This is a genomic window from Klebsiella sp. K5-45, assembly GCF_030128605.1.
In the GTDB taxonomy this organism is placed as follows: domain Bacteria; phylum Pseudomonadota; class Gammaproteobacteria; order Enterobacterales; family Enterobacteriaceae; genus Klebsiella; species Klebsiella quasipneumoniae.
Genome location: NZ_JAKUZW010000026.1, coordinates 1 through 19342, shown reverse-complemented (window position 1 = coordinate 19342; position 19342 = coordinate 1). Strand labels below are relative to the sequence as shown.

The following is a 19342-nucleotide window of genomic DNA, read 5'->3' as shown; positions in this document are numbered from 1 at the left end:
TGCTGCGCTTCTACGTGACCGGCGGCCAGGTGGACAATGAGCATACCGCGAAGGTCAACGGCACCCAGGACCAGCAGCTGGATTCGCTGAACGTCGGCGGGATGTTTGAGGCGTGGTTCTGATGCGATAGCGTTGCCGAAGGAGCGTTCCCGGCTGGCGCTACGCTTAGCCGGGCTACGACTGGTGCGCTCCATTTATGCCGGATGGCGGCATACATGCCTTATCCGGCCAACGTTCCTGAGGAAGCCTGCGGGACCCCCCCCCCAGGCCCGCGCAAGCGCAGCACCGCCGGGCAGCTGGCCCATCCCCCCTCAGTTCACCGTCAGGCGCAGGGCCAGATCCTGCGGATAGGGGTCAAAATAGTTCTGCGCCTGCAGGTAGCGATCCGGATACTCGGCCAGATAGTGCTTAAGCAGCGTCAGCGGCGCGAGGATCGGCAGCAGTCCGGCGCGATAGTTGAGGATAACCTCCCGCAGCTCGCCGCGCTGGCGGCTGTTCAGCTGGTCGCGGAAATAACCCTGAATATGCATCAGCACGTTGGTGTGGTTTTTCCGCGAGGCGGGCCGCTTGAGGATCGCCATCAGCTTTTCGCGGTAGACCTCGAAGAAAGCCTCCAGATCCTCCCATTCATGCAGCGAGGCGACGAACGGGCCGATCTCGCGGTAGCCCGCCTGGTGGTGAGCCAGCAGCTGCAGCTTGTAGCGGCTGTGAAAGGCCAGCAGGCCGTGGCGGGTCAGGCCGCGGGCGCGCAGGGCGTTGAGTTCATGCAGGGCGAAAACGCGCTCGACAAAATTCTCCCGCAGCAGCGGATCGTGCAGCCGGCCATCCTCTTCCACCGGCAGCCACGGGTAGCGCGCCATCAGGGCGCCGGTAAACAGCCCCACGCCTTCCTTACGCCCGCGATTGCCTTTTTCGTCATACAGCCGCACGCGCTCCATCCCGCAGCTCGGCGATTTGGCGCAGACGATAAAGCCCGACAGCTCGCCCAGAGTTGCCAGATGGGCGTTGGCAAAATCGGCCATCTTCTCCGTCACATCCTCGTGCGGGGCGTGGCTGAAGCGCATGCGGATCTCCCCGACCGGAGTCTGCACCAGGCGGAGCGCCGGGCGGGGTACGGGCAGGCCGATCGCCATCTCCGGGCAGACTGGCTTAAACGCCACCCACTGCGCGAGCTCATCCATCACAAAGCCCATACGCTTATGCCCGCCGTCGAATCGCACGGCTGAGCCGGTTAAACATCCGCTGATCCCAATGACAGGTTGCGTGTTCATGGCGCTGTCCTCTCTTCTGCTGTGGTTCGGGTAAAGAAAAGGGTCACGGTGGCGACCGTAATGCCGAATTTCTTCATCTCGGTTTTGTTAAACAAATGGCTGCCGTCCTGCAGGTACATCCAGTCGTCAAAGTGCAGTAGCCACCGGCTGCCGCTGGCCTCGACGTTCATGCTGTAGCGCCAGTGAAAGGCATTGCCTGCCGCCTGGCCGCTGGCCACGCCTTCGATATCCCCGGCGGTGCCCTGATAACGGTTATCGCCGGTGCGGCGAATGCGCCATACCCGCTGCTGCTTCTCGCCATCGTCATAGACAAAGCGCTCATGGAGCGTCAGGGTATCGCCGACGACGTCGCCATCGATCTCAACATGGAAGCGTCGCAGCTGCTTGCCGTTGCGATCCTGCACCATCCCCCACGCTTCGGTTCGACCCTGAAAATAGTGAAAGATGTCGAGGGCGGGCTGCTGCTGCCGGTATTCGGTGACCTCGGTACTGCAGCCGGCGAGCATCAGCATCAGCAGCGCCAGGCCAAGGGTCAGAATGCGTTTCATGGTGTACCTCCGATCAACTGCTGACGCAGTTCGGGATAAGTGGTGCGTGGATCGAGCCAGATGGCGAGAAAGCGGGTGCTGAACGCCGCCGACTGGCGCGGGCCGAGCGGGGTAAAGGCGGTCTGTGCGGCGCTGGCGCGGTACCAGAACTGCCCCTCGCCGCCGCGGACCACGAACGCCAGCTGGCTGCCCGGCGCGACGTTGGGCCAGAGCCCCTGCAGCATGCGCAGCCAGGCTTCGCTGCGTGGCTCCTGCTGCAGAATACCCTGCGCCTGCCACTGGTCGCGGGTGGCGTCCACCAGCGCCTCGCGATCGATGTCGCGCTGGTAGGTGATGATCAGCGCCCGATCCTGCTGCGGGCCGTCATACCGACCATTGGGCGTGCGCAGCTGTGAGTGATAGACGGTGAACGGCCCCCAGGTGAGGGTCGCCTCGCCGACGCGGCGCCACGCCAGCCAGTCGGCGGCGTGGGCCGCCGGGGCGAGGACGGTCAGCCATAGCAGTAACAGGGCGAATCTCATTTTTGCCTCCCCATCCCCAGATGGAACAGCAGCATGATCACCAGCCAGCCGCAGGCCATGGCGGCCACAGCAAGCGCCGTCGGCACCAGCAGGGTCATGGCTCCGAGGCGAGCGCCGATCAGGTAGGCCACCGGGCCGCCGAGGGTCGCCGCCGTAGCCAGCACCCAGCCGGGAAGCGTCGCGGTGCGGGTCAGTCGGGTCCAGACGACGGCGAACATCAGCCACAGGGCCACCATCCACAGGGGCAGCAGGCTGTCGCCGGGAAAATCAATCAGCCCCGCCAGCGCCCAGCAGGCGTCCAGCCCGCAGCCCGCCGCGGCCAGCAGCAGGGCGGGCGGACGACTGGCCGCCGGCAACCGCAGCCAGGCGAACAGCGCCAGCGTCAGCCAGATCAGCAGGCCGCGCTCGCGCAACATCACCACCAGCGTCCAGTAAACATCGAACGCGAGGGCCATCAGCAAGTGCTGCGCCGGGCGTGTCATACCCGCTCCGCGGTGAGCTGCACCACGCTGATGGTGCGGGCGTTAAATCCGGCTTCGCAATAGCCAAAGTAGTAGAGCCACATCCGGCGGAAGCGCTCATCAAAGCCGAGCTTTTCAATATCCTGCCAGGCGTGGGTAAATCGCTGCCGCCAGTGCGCCAGGGTGCGGGCATAGTCCGGGCCCATGTCGAACAGGTTGCGCACCACAAAATCGGTATGGCGGGTCATCAGCTCGCTCATTGCCGTGATGCTGGGCAAAAAGCCGCCCGGGAAGATGTAGCGCTGGATAAAATCGACGCTTTTGCTGTAGTCGCGATAGCGCTGATCCTGAATGGTGATCGCCTGCAGGGCCATTTTACCGCCCGGGCGCAGGCGCGCCTGGCAGGTGCGGAAGAAGGCCGGGAGGTAGCGCTGGCCCACCGCCTCAATCATCTCCACCGACACCAGTTTGTCGTACTCGCCGCGCAGATCGCGGTAGTCGCAGAGCAGCACCTCGACGCGATCCTGCAGCCCGGCGCGGGCCATGCGCTCGGTAGCCCAGCGGTGCTGCTCCCGGGAAAGGGTGGTAGTCGTGACCCGGCAACCGTAATGGCGGGCGGCGTATTCGGCCAGCGCCCCCCAGCCGGTGCCAATCTCCAGCAGATGATCGCCGGGGTTGAGCGCCAGCTGGTCGCACAGACGCGCCATCTTGGCCCGCTGGGCCTGGGTCAGATCCTGCTCGTCGTCGGTAAACAGCGCGCTGGAGTAGAGCAGGTCGTCATCCAGAAAGTGGGCATAAAATTCGTTGCCGAGGTCGTAATGGGCGGCAATGTTCTCCCGCGCCTGGGCGCGGGTGTTGCGTCGAGTCCAGTGGCGCAGGCGGGCGACAGGCTTACCCAGCAGACGAAAGCCGCGCTCCAGACGCCCCAGCACCTCGCCGTTGCGCGCGAGGATCTGCAACAGCGCCGTCAGCTGGTGGCTCTCCCAGTCGCCGTCCATCCAGGCCTCGGCCGCCGCGAGACTGCCGCCGGTTAGCAGACGCCAGTACACCTCCGGCGTGCAGACCCGCGCCTCTGCGCGCAGCGCGGCGGCGGGGTCGCCAAAATGAAAAGTCTGCGCCCCTTCGCGCACGGTGAGCGAGCCTTCGCGGAGGCCGCTCAACAGACGAAAGAGCAGCCAGCGCGCGAGCCGCACGTTGCGCGGCACATCGGGTTCAAGCGCAAAGACGGGATCGGTCATGAGCGTTCACTCCTGCTGACAGGATGGTTGTACAGCGGCAGGCGCTTCAGCCACAGCCGCAGCGCCTGCCAGTAGATGGCGAGGACGGTTTTCAGGGTCATCATCGGCAGACGCAGCAGCAGCCCGCGCAGGTTGGCGCGGGTTAACGGCACGCGGCTCAGGGCCAGCGTGGCGTCGAACACCTTGCTGGCCTGATGGTTTTCAATGTGCATGTGCAGCGTTTTGCCCGGCGCGTTGAAGCGCCAGTGATAGACCATGTCCATCGGGTTAAACGGCGAAACGTGAAAGGCTTTCTCCAGCGGGTGCGCCTGCTGGCCGTCCACCGCGTAGTAATGACGCTCATTCCATGGCGTGTTGCGCACTTCGGCCAGCACCCAGCGCAGGGTGTCGGCTTCGTCATAGCAGTAGTAAAAGTTGACCGGATTAAAATGGAAGCCGAAGTAGCGCAGCTGGGTCAGGAGCATCACGCGGCCTGCCGGGCGGCAGCCGGTCAGGCTCTCCAGCCGGTTCAGCACCTGGGCCTTCAGCGGCGCGCCCAGCGGATAATCGGCGTCGTACCAGGCGGCGGCGGCCAGGCGGTTGCGACGGATGCCCGCCTCAGGCAGCCTGTCCAGTTCGTCGAGGTCAAGCCAGGCCATAAACAGGCGGTAGACGAAGTGGTGCGCCTTCGGCTGCAGGCGACGGTGGCGCAGGACGCCCTGATAGAGGCAGCTGTTCATTTCAGTTGTCCTCCGCCGCGGCGATGCCCTGCACCACGTCGAGCGCACTGCGCACCCCGTCCTCATGAAAGCCGTTGTACCAGTAGGCCCCGCAGTACCAGCTCCGCTGCTGGCCGTTAATCTCTTCGCGCCGCAGCTGGGCCGACCAGCTTTGCGGGTTAAACAGCGGATGCTCATAGACGAAGCGCTGCCAGACATAGCGATCGTCCACTGGCGCGTCCGGGTTCAGAGTGACGCAGAACAGGGGGGCGCCCGCAGGCAGCCCCTGGAGAATATTCATGTTGTAGGTGACGCAGGCCCGGGCCAAATCCCCGTCGCTCAGGCGATAGTTCCAGCTGGCCCAGGCGCGCTGGCGCTCCGGTAGCCAGCGCGGATCGCTGTGCAGCACCACCTCGTTGCGCTGCCAGGCGATATCCCCCAGCACCTCACGCTCGGCGTCGGTGGGCGCCGCCAGCATCGCCAGCGCCTGCGCGGAGTGGCAGGCGAAGATCACCTGGTCAAAATGCGCCTCCCCGGACGCCAGTCGCAGGATAACTCCCGCCGGGTGGCGGTCCACCTGCTGCACCGGCGCGTTGAGCCGCAGGTCCAGGCGATCGCCGAGCCTGGCGAGCAGGGCGCGGACGTATTCCCGGGAACCGCCGGGCACCACGTACCATTGCGGACGATCGCGAATATCCAGCAGACCGTGGTTTTCAAAGAAGCGCAAAAACAGCGGTAGCGGGAAGCGGCGCATCTCCTGCAGCGACGACGACCAGATGGCCGCCCCCATCGGCAGGATATAGTGGCGGGCGAAGAAGGGGCTAAAACGGTGGCGGGAGAGGAAGTTCTCCAGCGTCGCGCCCGGATCCAGCGCCTCGGTCAGCGCCAGTTTTGCCAGCCGGTTGAAGCGGACGATCTCGCTCAGCAGCCCCCAGAAGGCCGGCTTCAGCAGATTGCGTCGCTGGGCGAAGAGCGAGGTCAGGCTGTGGCCGTTGTACTCCAGGCCGCTGGCCGGGTTGTGGACCGAGAAGCTCATCTGCGTTTTTTGCCCGTCGATCCCCAGCTCGCTGAGCAGGCCCATAAAGCGCGGATAGGTGCGATCGTTGTAGACGATAAATCCGGTATCGATGGCCCAGGTGCCCTGCGGCGTTGCGACATCCACGGTGGCGGTGTGGCCGCCCGGCGTGGCGCCCGCTTCGAACAGCGTCACCTGATGGTGTCCGGCCAGCCGCCAGGCGCAGGTCAGCCCGGCGATGCCGCTGCCGATGATGGCGATGTTCATGAGCGCACCATCCTGCGCAACAGCAGGCGCTGCATACCTGACGGCAGGCTGGCCAGCAGCCGCAGGGCCAGGCTGAAACCGGTGGGGAAGGCGATGTGGTTTTTTCCCTTCGCCAGGCCGTGGCGGATCGCCGCCACTGCCCGATCCACGCTCACCCGGCCGGGCATGGCAAAGTCGTTTTTGCGCGTCAGCGGGGTGTCGACGAAGCCTGGAGAGACCACCGTGACGGCGACCCCTTTCGGCTCCCAGTCAAGACGCAGGCTGTTGGCAAACCAGGTCAGCGCCGCCTTGGAGGCGCCATAGGCTTCCGCGCGCGGGAAGGGCAGCCAGTGCGCCATGGAGCTGACCAGCACCACCCGATCGCCAGCCTCCAGCTGCGTCTGCAGCGCCGCCAGGCAGTTCACCGGCCCAAGGAAGTTGGTGGCCATCACCCGCTCCACGAGGGCGGCATCCACCTGTCCGTGATCGAGGTATTCGCAGGTGCCCGCGCAGAGAATGATCAGGTCGGCAAAACAGCCCGTCAGCGCCTGGCGACAGGCGTCCCTGTCTGTCATATCGAACAGGCGCGCGCTGATATTGGGGCTGAACTGCTGCAGCGCCGTCAGGCGCGACGCATCGCGCCCGCAGGCGATGACCAGGTGGCCATCCGCCGCGAAGGATTTCGCCAGGCCGGCGCCAATCCCGGAGCTGGCGCCGGTGATAAGCACCGTCATCATGAGCGCACCCTCCGTTTCACGCCGCGTACCGCCCAGCCCAGCAGGGGAAGATGCTCGTAGATCATCTCCCCGGCGTCGTAGAAGTCGCGTTGATGGAGAATCTGCTCCCCGGCGATGTCCACCACCGAGCAGCCCGGCAGGGCTAGCGTTTCTCCGCCGGCAATGCGCGGATGCGACCAGTGCATGGTCCAGGTCACGGCGAACCGCTGACCGTCGCAGAGCGGCGTGTCGATGGTGAACCGGCACTGCTCCACGTTGGCCAGCAGATGGGTAAAGTAGCGCTGGATGGCGAACAGCCCCTGGTGCTGACCAAAAGGATCGCTCAGCGTCGCGTCCGGATGGTACAGCGCGGCCAGCGCCGAGGGCGGCTGCGCATCCAGCCCGGCGTAGTACTCAACGAAACGACGAATCACGGACGGCGAGGTGCTCATGGATCACATCCTGGCTAAACACGGTGGCGTAATGGCATACTTAAAACTTACACAAATAAAATTATTTGTCCAAGTTTGTGGAAAAATATATTTTATTTGTGTTAAAAATCATATGTTTATTATTGGTGTTTTAAAGGGTGGAAATCACGCGTGGCGCAAAGGGCAAGCGTGCGCCCGCCGCGCCACCGGGCGCTGGCGGAACAGAGTGTGGAGGTAAGTGAAAACAGGGGGTTAGAGCGGGATCACCTCGAGGGAGACGACCTGCTGCTGCCAGAGTTCGATCTGCCTCTGACGAGCGGCGGAGAGTTTGCCGCTGGTGACCAGCAGCCAGTTGCGCTGGGGAAAAATCTCCGGCGCCAGGGCGGCAGGAGGCACCGGCAGGACGTCGATGCGATGACCCTGGCCGGTACGCTTGAGCGCCTCAAGCCAGATTTCGCAGGCGTCGGTCAGGTGCCAGCCGGTGATCAGAAAGTTATCCCCGGGCGCCTTCTTATCGCCTTCGAGGCAAAACGAGGTGTAGGCGATGATGATGCCGTCGAGGATTTCGCGCAGGGTCATGATGGCCGGTACGTTGGCGGAGACCTGGCTGCGCAGCGGACGCAGCACCTCGGTCACCAGCTCCTGACGCGGATATTCGCGCCCGGCATCGTAGATAAGCTGGCGCAGGGACTCGATTTTTCCCTCTTTCAGCCGCTGCAGCATGGTCTCCTGCAGCGTCAGCCAGTTGTTGGTGCGCCGCGCGCCGGGGCGCGACAGCAGGGGCTTCACCTGGCTAACCGGCACCCCTTTTTTCACCCAGTCGAGGATCTTCAGCGCCTGCTGGACGTCGTCATCGCTGTACAGACGGTGTCCACCATCGGTGCGCAGCGGCTTAAGCAGGCCGTAGCGGCGCTGCCAGGCGCGAAGCGTGGTCGCATTTATCCCGCAAAGTCGGGCAAATTCGCCGATGGAGTAAGGCATGGAGGCCACCTGTTAACAAAGAATATTCTCAATATACTACGAATCACGTCGGCTGGCGTGAAGTGTAGCGGCTTTGCACTACACTTTCCCCCAACCGCGTAAATGAAAGGAGTTCTCATGAAGCTATGGCCTGTTGTCACTGGCGTCGCTATCGCGTTGACCCTCGTGGCCTGCAAATCGCCCACCCCGCCGAAGGGCGTACAGCCGATTAGCGGGTTTGACGCCAGTCGTTATCTCGGAAAATGGTATGAGGTCGCTCGCCTGGAGAATCGCTTCGAGCGAGGCCTGGAGCAGGTGACCGCTACCTACGGCGCCCGCAGCGACGGGGGGATCAGCGTCGTCAATCGCGGTTATGACCCGGTTAAAAAACGCTGGAATGAGAGCGACGGGAAAGCCTATTTCACCGGCGCCCCCACCACCGCGGCGCTGAAGGTGTCGTTCTTCGGGCCATTCTACGGCGGCTATAACGTTATCCGTCTGGACGACGACTACCAGTACGCGCTGGTCAGCGGCCCCAACCGCGACTATCTGTGGATCCTGTCGCGCACCCCCACCATTCCGGCGGCGGTGAAGCAGGATTACCTGAATACCGCGCGCGAGCTGGGCTTTGACGTCGATCGCCTGGTGTGGATCCGCCAGACGCCGCGCTAGCCTCGCCCCTTAGCGGCTGAGCAGGTGGGTATAAACCACGTACAGCCCGGCCAGCGCCGCCACGTTCAGCGCCACGCTGATGAAAAACCACGTCCGGAAGGGCTGCTTTTGCGTTTTATGACTAAAGCACTGCTGGCCGAGGATGGCCCCCGGCCAGCCTCCCACCAGGCCCAGCACCAGCAGCGTGGTTTCTGGCACCCGGCGCCAGGCTTTGCGTGCCGCCAGCTTGTCGGCGCCATAGATAAGCCATGTCAGAAGGCTGCTCAGTAAAAACCACATCGCCAGCGGGTAGGGCAGCAGGGCGCTGCCCACGGCGGTGAGCAGCAGCAGGGAATAACATACCAGGTTCAGATTCATAGGGACGTTCATGCCGGCCAGAAGAATGGCGCCACTATAGCCAATTTCCCGGACCGGCGTAAACGCGGCGGGCTATCGGCCGCGCTTGCCCCGATGCCGGAACAGCCACATCAGCTTATACGCCGCCGGAATAATAAACAGTGACAGCAGCGGGGCGGTGATCATTCCGCCAATCATCGGCGCGGCGATGCGGCTCATCACCTCCGACCCGGCGCCGGTGCCCCACAAAATCGGCAACAGGCCGGCGATAATCACCGCCACGGTCATCGCCTTCGGCCGCACGCGCAGCACCGCCCCCTGATACAGCGCCTCGTCGAGCTTCTCGGCGCTGAAGGTCTGCGGGTTCTCCAGCGCCGGCTCCGCCTCGATGGCGTGGCGCAGGTACATCAGCATCACCACGCCAAACTCCGCGGCCACCCCGGCCAGGGCGATAAAGCCGGTGCCGGTGGCTACCGACAGATGGAACCCCATCCAGTAGAGGAACCAGATCCCGCCCACAAGGGCGAACGGCACGCTGGCGATGATCAGCAGCGCCTCGCCGACGCGGCGGAACGCCAGGTACAGCAGCACAAAGATAATCATCAGCGTCATCGGCACCATCAGCTTCAGCTTCTGATTGGCGCGCTCCAGCAGCTCGAACTGCCCGGAATACGACACGCTGATGCCCGGCTTCAGCTTCACCGCTTTGCCGATGGCCTGCTGCAGATCGTGCACCACTGACACCATGTCACGGTCGCGGGCGTCGATGTAGATCCAGCTGGTGGGGCGGGCGTTCTCGGTCTTCAGCATCGATGGCCCGCTGACCACCTTCACCTCGGCGACGTCGCTGAGGACGATCTGCTGCTCCAGCGGGGTGAGGATCGGCAGCTGGCGCAGGGTCTGCGGGCTGTCGCGATAGCTCTGCGGGTAGCGGATGTTGATCGGATAGCGCTCGACGCCCTCCACCGTTTCGCCGACCATCGCCCCGCCGATAGCGGACGAGACGAACAGCTGCACGTCGCCGACGGTCATCCCGTAGCGGGCCGCCTTCTCACGCTGGATATCAATGTCGAGGTAGCGCCCGCCCACCAGCCGCTCGGCTAACGCTGACGTAACCCCCGGCACGCTGCGCGCCACCACCTCAATTTGCCCGGCGATGGCGTCGATATCGGCCAGGTTAGTGCCGGAAACCTTAATGCCAATCGGGCTCTTGATGCCGGTGGAGAGCATGTCGATGCGGTTGCGGATCGGCGGCACCCACAGGTTCGCCAGCCCCGGCAGGCGCACGGTCTTGTCCAGTTCGTCGACGATCTTCTCCATGGTCATCCCCGGCCGCCACTGATCCTGCGGCTTGAGCTGAATGGTGGTCTCCACCATCTCCAGCGGCGCGGAGTCGGTAGCGGTGTCTGCCTTACCCGTTTTGCCGAACACCCGCGCCACCTCCGGCACCGTCATGATCAGCTTGTCGGTCTTCTGCAGCATATCCGCCGCCTGCGAGGCGGAGATCCCCGGCAGCGTTGACGGCATATACAGCAGATCGCCCTCGTTGATCTGCGGCAGAAACTCCCCGCCGACCCGGTTAAGCGGCCAGACAACCGTCAGGATCGACAGGAGCGCGATCAGCAGGGTGGTCTTCGGCCAGTGCAGCACCTTCAGCAGCAGCGGGTGATAAATGCGGATCAAAAAGCGGTTCAGCGGGTTGCTGCTCTCCGCCGGGATCCTGCCGCGGATCCAGAAGCCCATCAGGATCGGGATCACCATGATCGCCAGCAGCGCCGCCCCGGCCATCGACCAGGTTTTGGTGAAGGCCAGCGGGCCGAACAGTTTGCCCTCCTGGCCTTCGAGGGTGAAAATGGGGATAAACGACAGGGTGATGATCAGCAGGCTGATAAACAGCGCCGGGCCAACCTCCACCGAGGCGTCGGTAATGATTTTCCAGCGCCTGTCGTTGCCGAGCTTCTCTCCCGGATGCTGATGCGCCCACTCCTCCAGCCGCTTGTGGGCGTTCTCAATCATCACGATGGCGGCATCGACCATCGCTCCCACCGCAATGGCGATCCCGCCCAGCGACATGATGTTGGCGTTGAGTCCCTGGAAATGCATCATGATAAAGGCGAAGCACAGGCCGAGCGGCAGGGAGATAATCGCCACCAGCGCCGAGCGCACGTGCCACAGGAACAGGGCGCAGACCAGGGCGACGACGATAAACTCTTCCAGCAGTTTGTGGCTGAGGTTGTCGATGGCGCGGTCGATAAGCTGGCTGCGGTCGTAGGTGGTGACGACTTCAACCCCTTCCGGCAGGCTGCTTTGCAGCGACGCCAGTTTTTCTTTGACCGCCGAGATCGCTTCCCGGGCGTTCTTGCCGGAGCGCAGGATCACCACCCCGCCGGCCACTTCGCCTTCGCCGTTCAGTTCGGCGATACCGCGGCGCATCTCCGGGCCGACCTGTACCCGCGCGACGTCGCCGAGATACACCGGCACGCCGTTGTCACCGGTTTTCAGCACAATGTTTTTGAAGTCGTCGAGGGTCTGCAGATAGCCGCTGGCGCGCACCATATATTCGGCTTCCGCCAGTTCGACCGAAGAGCCGCCCGCCTCCTGATTAGAGGCGTCCAGCGCCGATTTCACCTCGCCGAGGCTGATGCCGTACTGGGTCAGCTTCATCGGGTCGACGACAATCTGGTACTCCTTGACCACGCCGCCCACCGACGCCACTTCTGAGACGTTAGGAATGGTTTTCAGCTCGTATTTTAAGAACCAGTCCTGCAGGGAGCGCAGTTCGGCGAGATCGTGCTTGCCGCTGCGGTCGACCAGCGCGTACTCGAAGACCCAGCCGACGCCGGTGGCATCCGGGCCCATTTCGGCGCTCACCCCGGCGGGCAGTTTGCCCTGTACCTGGTTGAGATACTCCAGCACCCGCGAGCGCGCCCAGTAAGGATCGGTGCCGTCTTCAAAAATCACATACACATAAGAGTCGCCAAACTGCGAGAAGCCGCGCACCGTTCTGGCGCCGGGCACCGACAGCATGGTGGTGGTTAGCGGCCAGGTGACCTGGTTTTCGACGATCTGCGGCGCCTGTCCCGGGTAGCTGGTTTTGACGATCACCTGTACGTCGGAGAGATCCGGCAGGGCGTCCACCGGCGTATGGACGATGGTCCAGGTCCCCCAGAGGCTGAGAAACAGCGCGCCCATCATCACCAGGAAGCGGTTGGCCACCGAGCGGCGGATAATCCATTCAATCATGGTTCCTTTCCTCAGTGCGCGTGGGCGGCAGGGGCAACGGCATCCGGGGCCTGCGCGCGCATGCGCTCCAGCGCGCCGGCGATATTGGCCTCCGAGTCGATCAGGAACAGGCCGCTGGCGACCACTTTCTCGCCCTCCTGCAGCCCGCTGCGAATGGCCGTGACGCCATTGGATTCATGGAAGACCTGGACCCGCTTCGGCACGAAGCGGCCCTCGTTATCCACGGTGATTACCCGCTGCTCGCTGCCGCTGTCGATCAGCGCTTTGGAGGGGATCAGCAGCATCGGCGCGCTTTCACTGGTCAGCTGCAGATAGGCGTTCATCCCCGGCTTCAGCGCTTCATCTGGGTTGTTGACCTGCAGGCGCAGCTGCAGGGTGCGGGTGGCGCTATCGACGCTGGGGAGGATCGTCCATTTGCTGATGCGGAAGGTTTTGTCCGGCCAGGCGGGAACCTGAATATTGAACTGCGAGGCGTCTTTGATCAGCCAGGCGATGGACTCGGGGACCGCCACGCTGACCCACACCGGATCCATGCCCTGAATTTTCGCCACCACGTTATCTTTGGCGATGTTCATTCCGGCGCGCAGATCGAAGGCGGTGATCACCCCGTCGATGGGCGCCTTGAGGGTGAAACGGGTCTGGATCTTGCGCGTGGCTTTCAGGCGGCGGATATCGTCGTCCGGCATTCCGGCGAGACGCAGCCGCTCGAGGATCCCCTCGACCTGGGTGGCGGTGCCGCCGGTCTCCTGCAATAGCAGGTATTCGCTCTGCGCTTCCACCCAGTCCGGGATGGTCAGTTCCAGCAGCGGCGTACCTTGTTGCACTTTGTCGCCGACGGTCAGGGGATAGACTTTATTAATAAAGCCCGCCGCCCGCGCCTGCATAATCACGTACTGGTACTCGTTGTAGCTGATGTTGGCCGGGAAGGCCTGGGCGTAGCGCAGCGGCCCGCGGGTGACGGCGGCGGTTTTCACGCCAAGATTCTGGGTCTGCGTCGGGTCGATACGCACCCCCGGCGCCCCGGCGGCGGCACTCTCCTCATCGGCGTATTTCGGCACCAGGTCCATATCCATAAACGGCGATTTACCCGGTTTATCAAAGCGGGTGTTCGGGTACATCGGATCGTACCAGAACAGCACTTTACGCTGCTGCTCGGCCGCCGGGGCGGCTGCGGCAGCGTCGTGGGGCGCCGCAGTCCGGGTATACAGCGCTGCGGTGAGCGCGCCGCCGATCGCCATGCTGCCGAGGATCAGCACCGTGTTTTTCAGTGTCAGGGATGCCATGTGTTGTCCATTCCGTCGTTGAGAGGCTTGCCGTCGCCGGGCCATTAGTGGGCGCGAATATCCTGCAGCAGCGACAGGTTGCCCTGCTGAACGAAGGTGAAGTCCACGCTGTCGCCGTCCTTCACATTGTTGAGCTGGGTCTGCGGGGTGATGGTGAAGCGCATGGTCATCGGCGGCCAGTTCACCGCCGGGATGGCTTCGTGGGCGATGGTGATTTTTTTGCTATCCATATCAATGGCTTTAATGACCCCTTTGCCGCTGATGCTTTGCGTCTGCGCGGCGGCGGGCTGTTCGTGCATCGCCATGCCGGCGTGCGGGTCGGCGGCCTGGACGGCGAACACCGCGCCAGAAATCAGAGTGAACAGGGCGACTTTAGACAGTGAATTCATGATCGGGACTCCTTGGGTTATTCCATCCAGCCGCCGCCGAGGGCGGTGAACAGGGTGATTTCATTTGCCTGACGGGAATAGTTGAGTTCCAGCAGGGTTTGTCGGGTGGTGAAAATATCGCGCTGGGCGCTCAGCACTTCGATGTAGCTGACCGCGCCGTGGCGATAGAGCGCGGTGGCGCGCTGCAGGGTGATATTCAGCGACGCGAGATAGCGCTCCTGTGCGGCAATTTGATCGGCCAGGCTCTGGCGCAGGGCCAGCGCGTCGGCTACCTCTTTAAAGGCGGACTGGATTTTTTGCTCGTAGTTGACCACCTGCTGCTGCTGGCGGATCTCCGCCAGATCGAGGTTGGCCTGATTGCGCCCGGCGTTGAAAATCGGTATGTCGATTTTGGGGATGAAGTTCCACATCGCGCTGCCGGCGTTAAACAGGCTGGCGAGCTCGCTGCTGCTACCGGAGAGCGAGCTGGTCAGGGTGATCGACGGAAAGAAGGCCGCCCGCGCGGCGCCGATGTTGGCGTTGGCCGCCCGCAGGCTGTGTTCGGCCTCTAAAATATCCGGCCGCTGCAGCAGGATCGCTGAGGAGAGCGATGGCGGCAGGGTAACGCCTTGCAGATCGACGGCGCTGCTGGCGCTATCGTCCGGCAGAGGTTGATAGCTGCCGAGCAACAGCTGCAGAGCGTTATTAGCCTGCGCCAACTGGCCCTGCCGTCTGGCGATATCGGCGCGGGTGCTCTCGATCATCCCCCGCGCCTGCTCCAGCGCCAGCACGGTAGTGCTCCCGGTCAGCAGCTGTTTTTCAACGAACGCGTAAGACTGCTGATAGTTTTGCAGGGTATCGTTGGCCACCTGCAGCTGCGCTGCCGCCAGCCGCTGGTTGAAGTAGCTTTGTGAAACGTTAGCAATCAACAGGATATGCACTGCGCGCCGGGCCTCTTCGCTGGCGAAGAAGTTCTCCCGGTCGACCTCGCTAAGGTTTTTCAGCCGGCCAAAGAAGTCGAGGTCATAGCTGAGATTCAGGCCGGCAGCGTAATCGTTGCTGGTGGTGGTGTCGCCTTTAAGCTTGCCGCCGTAGGTGGTGCTGCCGTCACCGTTCAATTGCGGGTAGCGGTCAGCATCGGTCACCCGATACTGGGCGCGGGCTTCCTGCACTTTCAGCGTCGCCATCCGCAGATCGCGGTTGTTGGTCAGCGCGGTGCCAATCAGGCTTTTCACCTGCGGGTCGACGAAAAAGGTGCGCCAGCCGGTCTCCTGATAGCCCGCGGTTGCGGTCACCAGCTTGTTCTGGCTGAGAGAGAACTGCTGCGGTACCGGCGCGGCGGGGCGCTGGTAGTCCGGAGCGAGCGAGACACAGCCGGTTAAGGCGAGTATCACGCTGAGGGTAAGACGCGTTATTGGGCGCATGGCGGCAGACGTTTTCGACGATTTATCCATGGCGGCTACTTTACGTAGCGGCCTCTGTTCAGGACGTGACAGGAAAATGACAAAGCTGTCATTTTCCTGATATTTCATTGCTATCCGGAGGCGCTCCTCTAAAATTGAATACCCGCACAGAACGCGCGTGAAGGAGCCTGCGGTGAAGATTTTGATTGTCGAAGATGAGAAGAAAACCGGGGAGTACCTGACCAAAGGGCTCACCGAGGCTGGCTTCGTCGTCGACCTGGCCGATAACGGCCTTAACGGCTATCACCTGGCGATGACCGGTGACTATGATCTGCTGATCCTCGACATCATGCTGCCGGACGTGAACGGCTGGGATATCGTGCGCATGCTGCGCGCCGCCGGGAAAGGCATGCCGATCCTGCTGCTTACCGCGTTGGGCACCATTGAGCATCGGGTGAAGGGGCTGGAGCTGGGTGCCGACGACTATCTGGTGAAGCCGTTCGCCTTTGCGGAACTGCTGGCGCGGGTGCGGACGCTGCTGCGCCGCGGAGCGGCGGTTATTGTCGAAAGCCAGTTTCAGGCGGCGGATCTCAGCGTCGATCTGGTCAGCCGTAAGGTGACGCGCGGCGCCACCCGCATCACCCTGACCAGCAAGGAGTTCACTCTGCTGGAGTTCTTCCTGCGCCATCAGGGCGAGGTGCTGCCGCGTTCGCTGATTGCCTCGCAGGTGTGGGATATGAATTTCGACAGCGATACCAACGCGATAGACGTGGCGGTGAAGCGGCTGCGCGCCAAAATCGATAACGACTTCGAGCCGAAGCTGATCCAGACCGTGCGCGGCGTCGGCTATATGCTTGAGGTGCCGGATGGCTGCTAAGCGCCCCTTTTCCCTGGCCACCCGGCTGAGCTTCTTTATTAGCCTCGCCACCATCATCGCCTTTTTTGCCTTCACCTGGATCATGATCCATTCGGTGAAGGCCCACTTTGAAGAGCGCGACGTTCACGATCTCAGGCAGCTCAGCACCACCCTGGAGACGGTCCTCGACCACGCTGACTACCCGCAGGCGCGGCGACTGGAGATCGTGAAGAATATCATTGCGGGTTACGCCAACGTCTTTATCTGCCTGGACGATGGGCAGGGCAATATTCTGTTCCAGTCGCCCAACGGGCCAGATCTCAGCCATATGCTGAGTACGCCAGGCCTGGCGATGCAGCTGCGCGACGGGAATGTGATTTCATGGACCGACCCGCAGCCGCGGGCAATGGCGCACGATAATCATCAAATGGAGACCCGTGCCTGGCGGCTGATCATGCTGCCGCTGGGCAAGCAGGCGGACGGCAAACCGGCGTACCATCTGCTGATGGCCTTATCCATCGATTTTCACCTGCACTATATTAATGAGCTGAAAGCGAAGCTGATTTCCGCCGCGTCGATAATCAGCCTGCTGATCGTCGCCATCGTGCTGTTTGTGGTCTATCAGGGACATAAACCGATCCGCCAGATCAGCCGGCAGATCCAGAATATTACCTCGCGGGATCTCGATGTGCGCCTCGACCCGCAGGCGGTGCCTATCGAACTTGAGCGGCTCGCGCTCTCCTTTAACCACATGCTGGAGCGGATGGAGGATGTCTTTACCCGTCAGTCGAACTTCTCCGCCGATATCGCCCATGAGATCCGCACGCCGATCACCAACCTGGTGACGCAAACCGAAATCGCCTTAAGCCAGAGCCGCAGCCAGCAGGAGCTGGAAGAGGTGCTCTACTCCAATCTCGAAGAGTTCTCGCGTATGTCGCGGATGGTCAGCGATATGCTGTTCCTCGCCCAGGCCGATAACAACCAGCTGATCCCCGAACAGCGGGAACTGGATCTGGCTGAGGAAGTGCATAAGGTGTTTGAGTTTTTCGAGGCGTGGGCGGAAGAGAAGGCGGTGGCGCTGCGCTTTGTCGGCAGCCCCTGCCGGGTGACGGGCGATCCGCTGATGCTGCGGCGGGCGATCAGCAATCTGCTGTCGAACGCGATCCGCTACACCCCGGCTGGCCAGGCGGTGACGATCGCGCTGAGCGAAAGCGCGGAGACGGTCCGCCTGGTGGTGGAGAATCCCGGTACGCCGATTGCCGCCGAACATCTGCCGCGGCTGTTTGACCGTTTCTATCGCGTCGACCCCTCGCGCCAGCGCAAAGGGGAGGGCAGCGGCATCGGCCTGGCGATAGTGAAATCCATCGTCAGCGCCCACCACGGCAGCGTGGCGGCGCAGTCCGATCTGCGCTCGACGCGGTTTATTGTGGTGTTGCCGAAACAGGCGTAATAACGGCTGAAAGCCAGCGGGCAGCGCCAGGCGGCTGCCCGCAGTATCGCGACTCTCTTACTCTTCGAAGTACCAGTAGCCCTGATTAATCAGCCGCGTCAGTTCGCTCACGAACGCCGGATTCTGCAGGCCGCTGCCGAGCTCTTCCTGACCTAATGAGGTATAGCGGCACAGCGCATCCAGCGCTTCGGCATCGGTGGTGTCCAGCTGTTCGCTATGCACGAAGAAGCTGTCGCCGATATGCAGAACGCGCAGGCCGCTCAGGCGGGAGAGCTTTTCGCCGCCCAGCAGCGCATCGACCACTTCCTCTTCTTCATATGCCGGTTCCGCCGGCGCAATATCCAGCTCGTGACGCGGGGTGGTGACGAAACTGCCGAACCACTGTTTGAAGTCTTCCGGCTGGCGAATCATGTCGATCATCATGCCGCGTAGACGTTCGAGTTCATACTCTTCAACCCGGCCAGGATGCTCGCGGCAGGTGAGGTCCGGATCGCTGTAGTGCTCGCCGCCAAGATCGTTCTCCAGCACATAGTCGGCGAAGCTGCTGATCAGGTCGCGGCCGTTGGGCCCGCGGAAGCCGACGGAGTAGTTCAGCGCGGTTTCGTGGGTGATCCCATCGTGCGGGAATCCCGGTGGAATATAGAGGATATCGCCCGGCTGCAGATCTTCATCAATGATCGGCGGGAACGGGTCGACGTGCAGCAGTGCCGGATGCGGGCAGAACTGACGCATCGGCAGCTTATCCCCCACGCGCCAGCGGCGGCTGCCCATGCCCTGAATAATAAAGACGTCATATTGATCGATATGCGGCCCGACGCCGCCGCCGGGGACGGAGAAGGAGATCATCAGGTCGTCCAGACGCCAGTCCGGCAGTACGCGGAACGGTCGCACCAGCTCGGCGGCCGGCATATGCCAGTGGTTTACCGCCTGGGCCAGCAGCGACCAGCCGGTCTCGCCCAGGCCATCGAAATGTTCAAAAGGTCCATTGCTGGCCTGCCATTTACCGTTGGCCAGACTGACCAGCCGGCTGTCGACTTCCGGCTCCATGGCTAACCCGGCCAGCTCGTCCGGGGTAATCGGGTCGACGAAGTCCGGAAACGCGTTTTTTAAAACCACCGGCTGCTTTTGCCAGTATTTCTCTAAAAACTCGGGCCAGTTAATGTTGAGTTGATAAGCCATCGATTATTACCAGTAAGAAGAAACGGGCCTGATTATAGGAAGGGGGGCCGCGCGGGCGCTTTGTCGTGGGTCAAGAGTGGCGCTTAATTCACCATCGGCGCGATAATGGCGTTGGGTAAGAGAGAAAAATCACTTTTTTGCCAAAAAGCGTTCTTCGCGTTAACTACGCTGCAGGCCGCATGAACACTGGGATGGCGGCTTCAATGATAAAAAGAGGAATAAGCGAAAAGTTCAAATAGTGAGCGGTCGATAAGATTTTTCTATTTTAACCCTTGCTACTTCCGGCGAACTCCCTATAATGCGCTCCCACTGACACGGCAGATGTGAATCACTTCACACAAACAGCCGGTTCGGTTGAAGAGAAAAATCCTGAAAAACGGGTTGACTCTGAAAGAGGAAAGCGTAATATACGCCACCTCGCGACAGAGCGCTAAAGCGCGTCGCAAC

General features: G+C 62.5%; 19 protein-coding genes and 1 pseudogene. 4 read left to right on the top strand and 16 right to left on the bottom strand.

What is annotated here, in order from left to right:
• A pseudogene (locus MKS11_RS26555) lies at positions 1-122 on the top strand (hypothetical protein); the annotation flags it as partial.
• 189 nt (positions 123-311) lie between these two features.
• Here the strand turns inward: MKS11_RS26555 and MKS11_RS26550 are convergent.
• The 10 genes from MKS11_RS26550 to MKS11_RS26505 form a co-directional block, all read right to left on the bottom strand.
• Positions 312-1271, bottom strand: coding sequence for a DUF523 and DUF1722 domain-containing protein (locus MKS11_RS26550; protein WP_004206730.1), 960 nt, complete (start codon positions 1269-1271; stop codon positions 312-314).
• Entirely contained in the window at positions 1268-1819 is a 552-nt protein-coding gene (locus MKS11_RS26545) for a DUF3833 domain-containing protein (RefSeq protein ID WP_004206729.1), read from the bottom strand. The genes MKS11_RS26550 and MKS11_RS26545 overlap by 4 nt, the downstream gene beginning before the upstream one ends.
• Positions 1816-2340 carry a hypothetical protein gene (locus MKS11_RS26540; RefSeq protein WP_087771544.1) on the bottom strand — a complete coding sequence of 175 codons (525 nt, stop codon included), beginning with the start codon at positions 2338-2340 and terminating at the stop codon, positions 1816-1818. The genes MKS11_RS26545 and MKS11_RS26540 overlap by 4 nt, the downstream gene beginning before the upstream one ends.
• A complete protein-coding gene (locus MKS11_RS26535) occupies positions 2337-2822 on the bottom strand; it encodes a DUF2878 domain-containing protein (protein WP_065905214.1) in 486 nt (161 codons plus the stop codon). The genes MKS11_RS26540 and MKS11_RS26535 overlap by 4 nt, the downstream gene beginning before the upstream one ends.
• Positions 2819-4039: a cyclopropane-fatty-acyl-phospholipid synthase family protein gene (locus MKS11_RS26530; protein WP_004888756.1), complete on the bottom strand. Its 1221-nt coding sequence runs from the start codon at positions 4037-4039 to the stop codon at positions 2819-2821. Before MKS11_RS26530 ends, MKS11_RS26535 begins: the two co-directional genes overlap by 4 nt.
• Positions 4036-4758 carry a DUF1365 domain-containing protein gene (locus MKS11_RS26525; protein ID WP_284109776.1) on the bottom strand — a complete coding sequence of 241 codons (723 nt, stop codon included), beginning with the start codon at positions 4756-4758 and terminating at the stop codon, positions 4036-4038. Before MKS11_RS26525 ends, MKS11_RS26530 begins: the two co-directional genes overlap by 4 nt.
• Before the next feature lies 1 nt (position 4759).
• Positions 4760-6019: an NAD(P)/FAD-dependent oxidoreductase gene (locus MKS11_RS26520; RefSeq protein WP_069734380.1), complete on the bottom strand. Its 1260-nt coding sequence runs from the start codon at positions 6017-6019 to the stop codon at positions 4760-4762.
• Positions 6016-6735, bottom strand: a complete 720-nt coding sequence (locus MKS11_RS26515; protein WP_017900889.1) for an SDR family NAD(P)-dependent oxidoreductase — start codon at positions 6733-6735, stop codon at positions 6016-6018. The genes MKS11_RS26520 and MKS11_RS26515 overlap by 4 nt, the downstream gene beginning before the upstream one ends.
• Complete coding sequence (locus MKS11_RS26510; protein WP_032456946.1) at positions 6732-7166, bottom strand: nuclear transport factor 2 family protein; 435 nt, start codon at positions 7164-7166, stop codon at positions 6732-6734. Before MKS11_RS26510 ends, MKS11_RS26515 begins: the two co-directional genes overlap by 4 nt.
• A gap of 231 nt (positions 7167-7397) precedes the next feature.
• Positions 7398-8126: a MerR family transcriptional regulator gene (locus tag MKS11_RS26505; RefSeq protein WP_004206722.1), complete on the bottom strand. Its 729-nt coding sequence runs from the start codon at positions 8124-8126 to the stop codon at positions 7398-7400.
• A 117-nt stretch (positions 8127-8243) separates the two neighbouring features.
• On the opposite strand from MKS11_RS26505, the gene MKS11_RS26500 reads away from it, so the two are divergent.
• Positions 8244-8777 carry a lipocalin family protein gene (locus MKS11_RS26500; protein ID WP_002887259.1) on the top strand — a complete coding sequence of 178 codons (534 nt, stop codon included), beginning with the start codon at positions 8244-8246 and terminating at the stop codon, positions 8775-8777.
• Positions 8778-8786: 9 nt separating this feature from the next.
• On the opposite strand, the gene MKS11_RS26495 is transcribed toward MKS11_RS26500, so the two are convergent.
• The 5 genes from MKS11_RS26495 to MKS11_RS26475 form a co-directional block, all read right to left on the bottom strand.
• A complete protein-coding gene (locus MKS11_RS26495) occupies positions 8787-9134 on the bottom strand; it encodes a DUF1294 domain-containing protein (RefSeq protein ID WP_087771543.1) in 348 nt (115 codons plus the stop codon).
• Positions 9135-9206: 72 nt separating this feature from the next.
• A complete protein-coding gene (locus MKS11_RS26490) occupies positions 9207-12356 on the bottom strand; it encodes a CusA/CzcA family heavy metal efflux RND transporter (RefSeq protein WP_065878545.1) in 3150 nt (1049 codons plus the stop codon).
• Positions 12357-12367: 11 nt separating this feature from the next.
• A complete protein-coding gene (locus tag MKS11_RS26485) occupies positions 12368-13639 on the bottom strand; it encodes an efflux RND transporter periplasmic adaptor subunit (protein ID WP_064183498.1) in 1272 nt (423 codons plus the stop codon).
• A gap of 44 nt (positions 13640-13683) precedes the next feature.
• Complete coding sequence (gene cusF, locus MKS11_RS26480) at positions 13684-14028, bottom strand: cation efflux system protein CusF (RefSeq protein WP_017900885.1); 345 nt, start codon at positions 14026-14028, stop codon at positions 13684-13686.
• Between the two features lie 17 nt (positions 14029-14045).
• Positions 14046-15431, bottom strand: coding sequence for an efflux transporter outer membrane subunit (locus tag MKS11_RS26475; RefSeq protein WP_043523269.1), 1386 nt, complete (start codon positions 15429-15431; stop codon positions 14046-14048).
• A 172-nt stretch (positions 15432-15603) separates the two neighbouring features.
• Between MKS11_RS26475 and cusR the strand changes: the two genes are divergently transcribed.
• Together cusR and MKS11_RS26465 are read left to right on the top strand one after the other, a co-directional pair.
• The gene (gene cusR / locus MKS11_RS26470) at positions 15604-16287 is read left to right on the top strand and encodes a copper response regulator transcription factor CusR (protein WP_049092870.1); all 684 of its coding nucleotides are present in this window, start codon (positions 15604-15606) and stop codon (positions 16285-16287) included.
• Positions 16277-17716 (top strand): Cu(+)/Ag(+) sensor histidine kinase, encoded by a 1440-nt coding sequence (locus MKS11_RS26465; protein WP_064151183.1) that lies wholly within the window; start codon positions 16277-16279, stop codon positions 17714-17716. Before cusR ends, MKS11_RS26465 begins: the two co-directional genes overlap by 11 nt.
• Positions 17717-17773: 57 nt before the next feature.
• Here MKS11_RS26465 and MKS11_RS26460 read toward each other — a convergent pair whose 3' ends face one another.
• The gene (locus MKS11_RS26460; protein WP_049114923.1) at positions 17774-18895 is read right to left on the bottom strand and encodes a cupin domain-containing protein; all 1122 of its coding nucleotides are present in this window, start codon (positions 18893-18895) and stop codon (positions 17774-17776) included.
• Positions 18896-19342 lie beyond the last annotated feature (447 nt).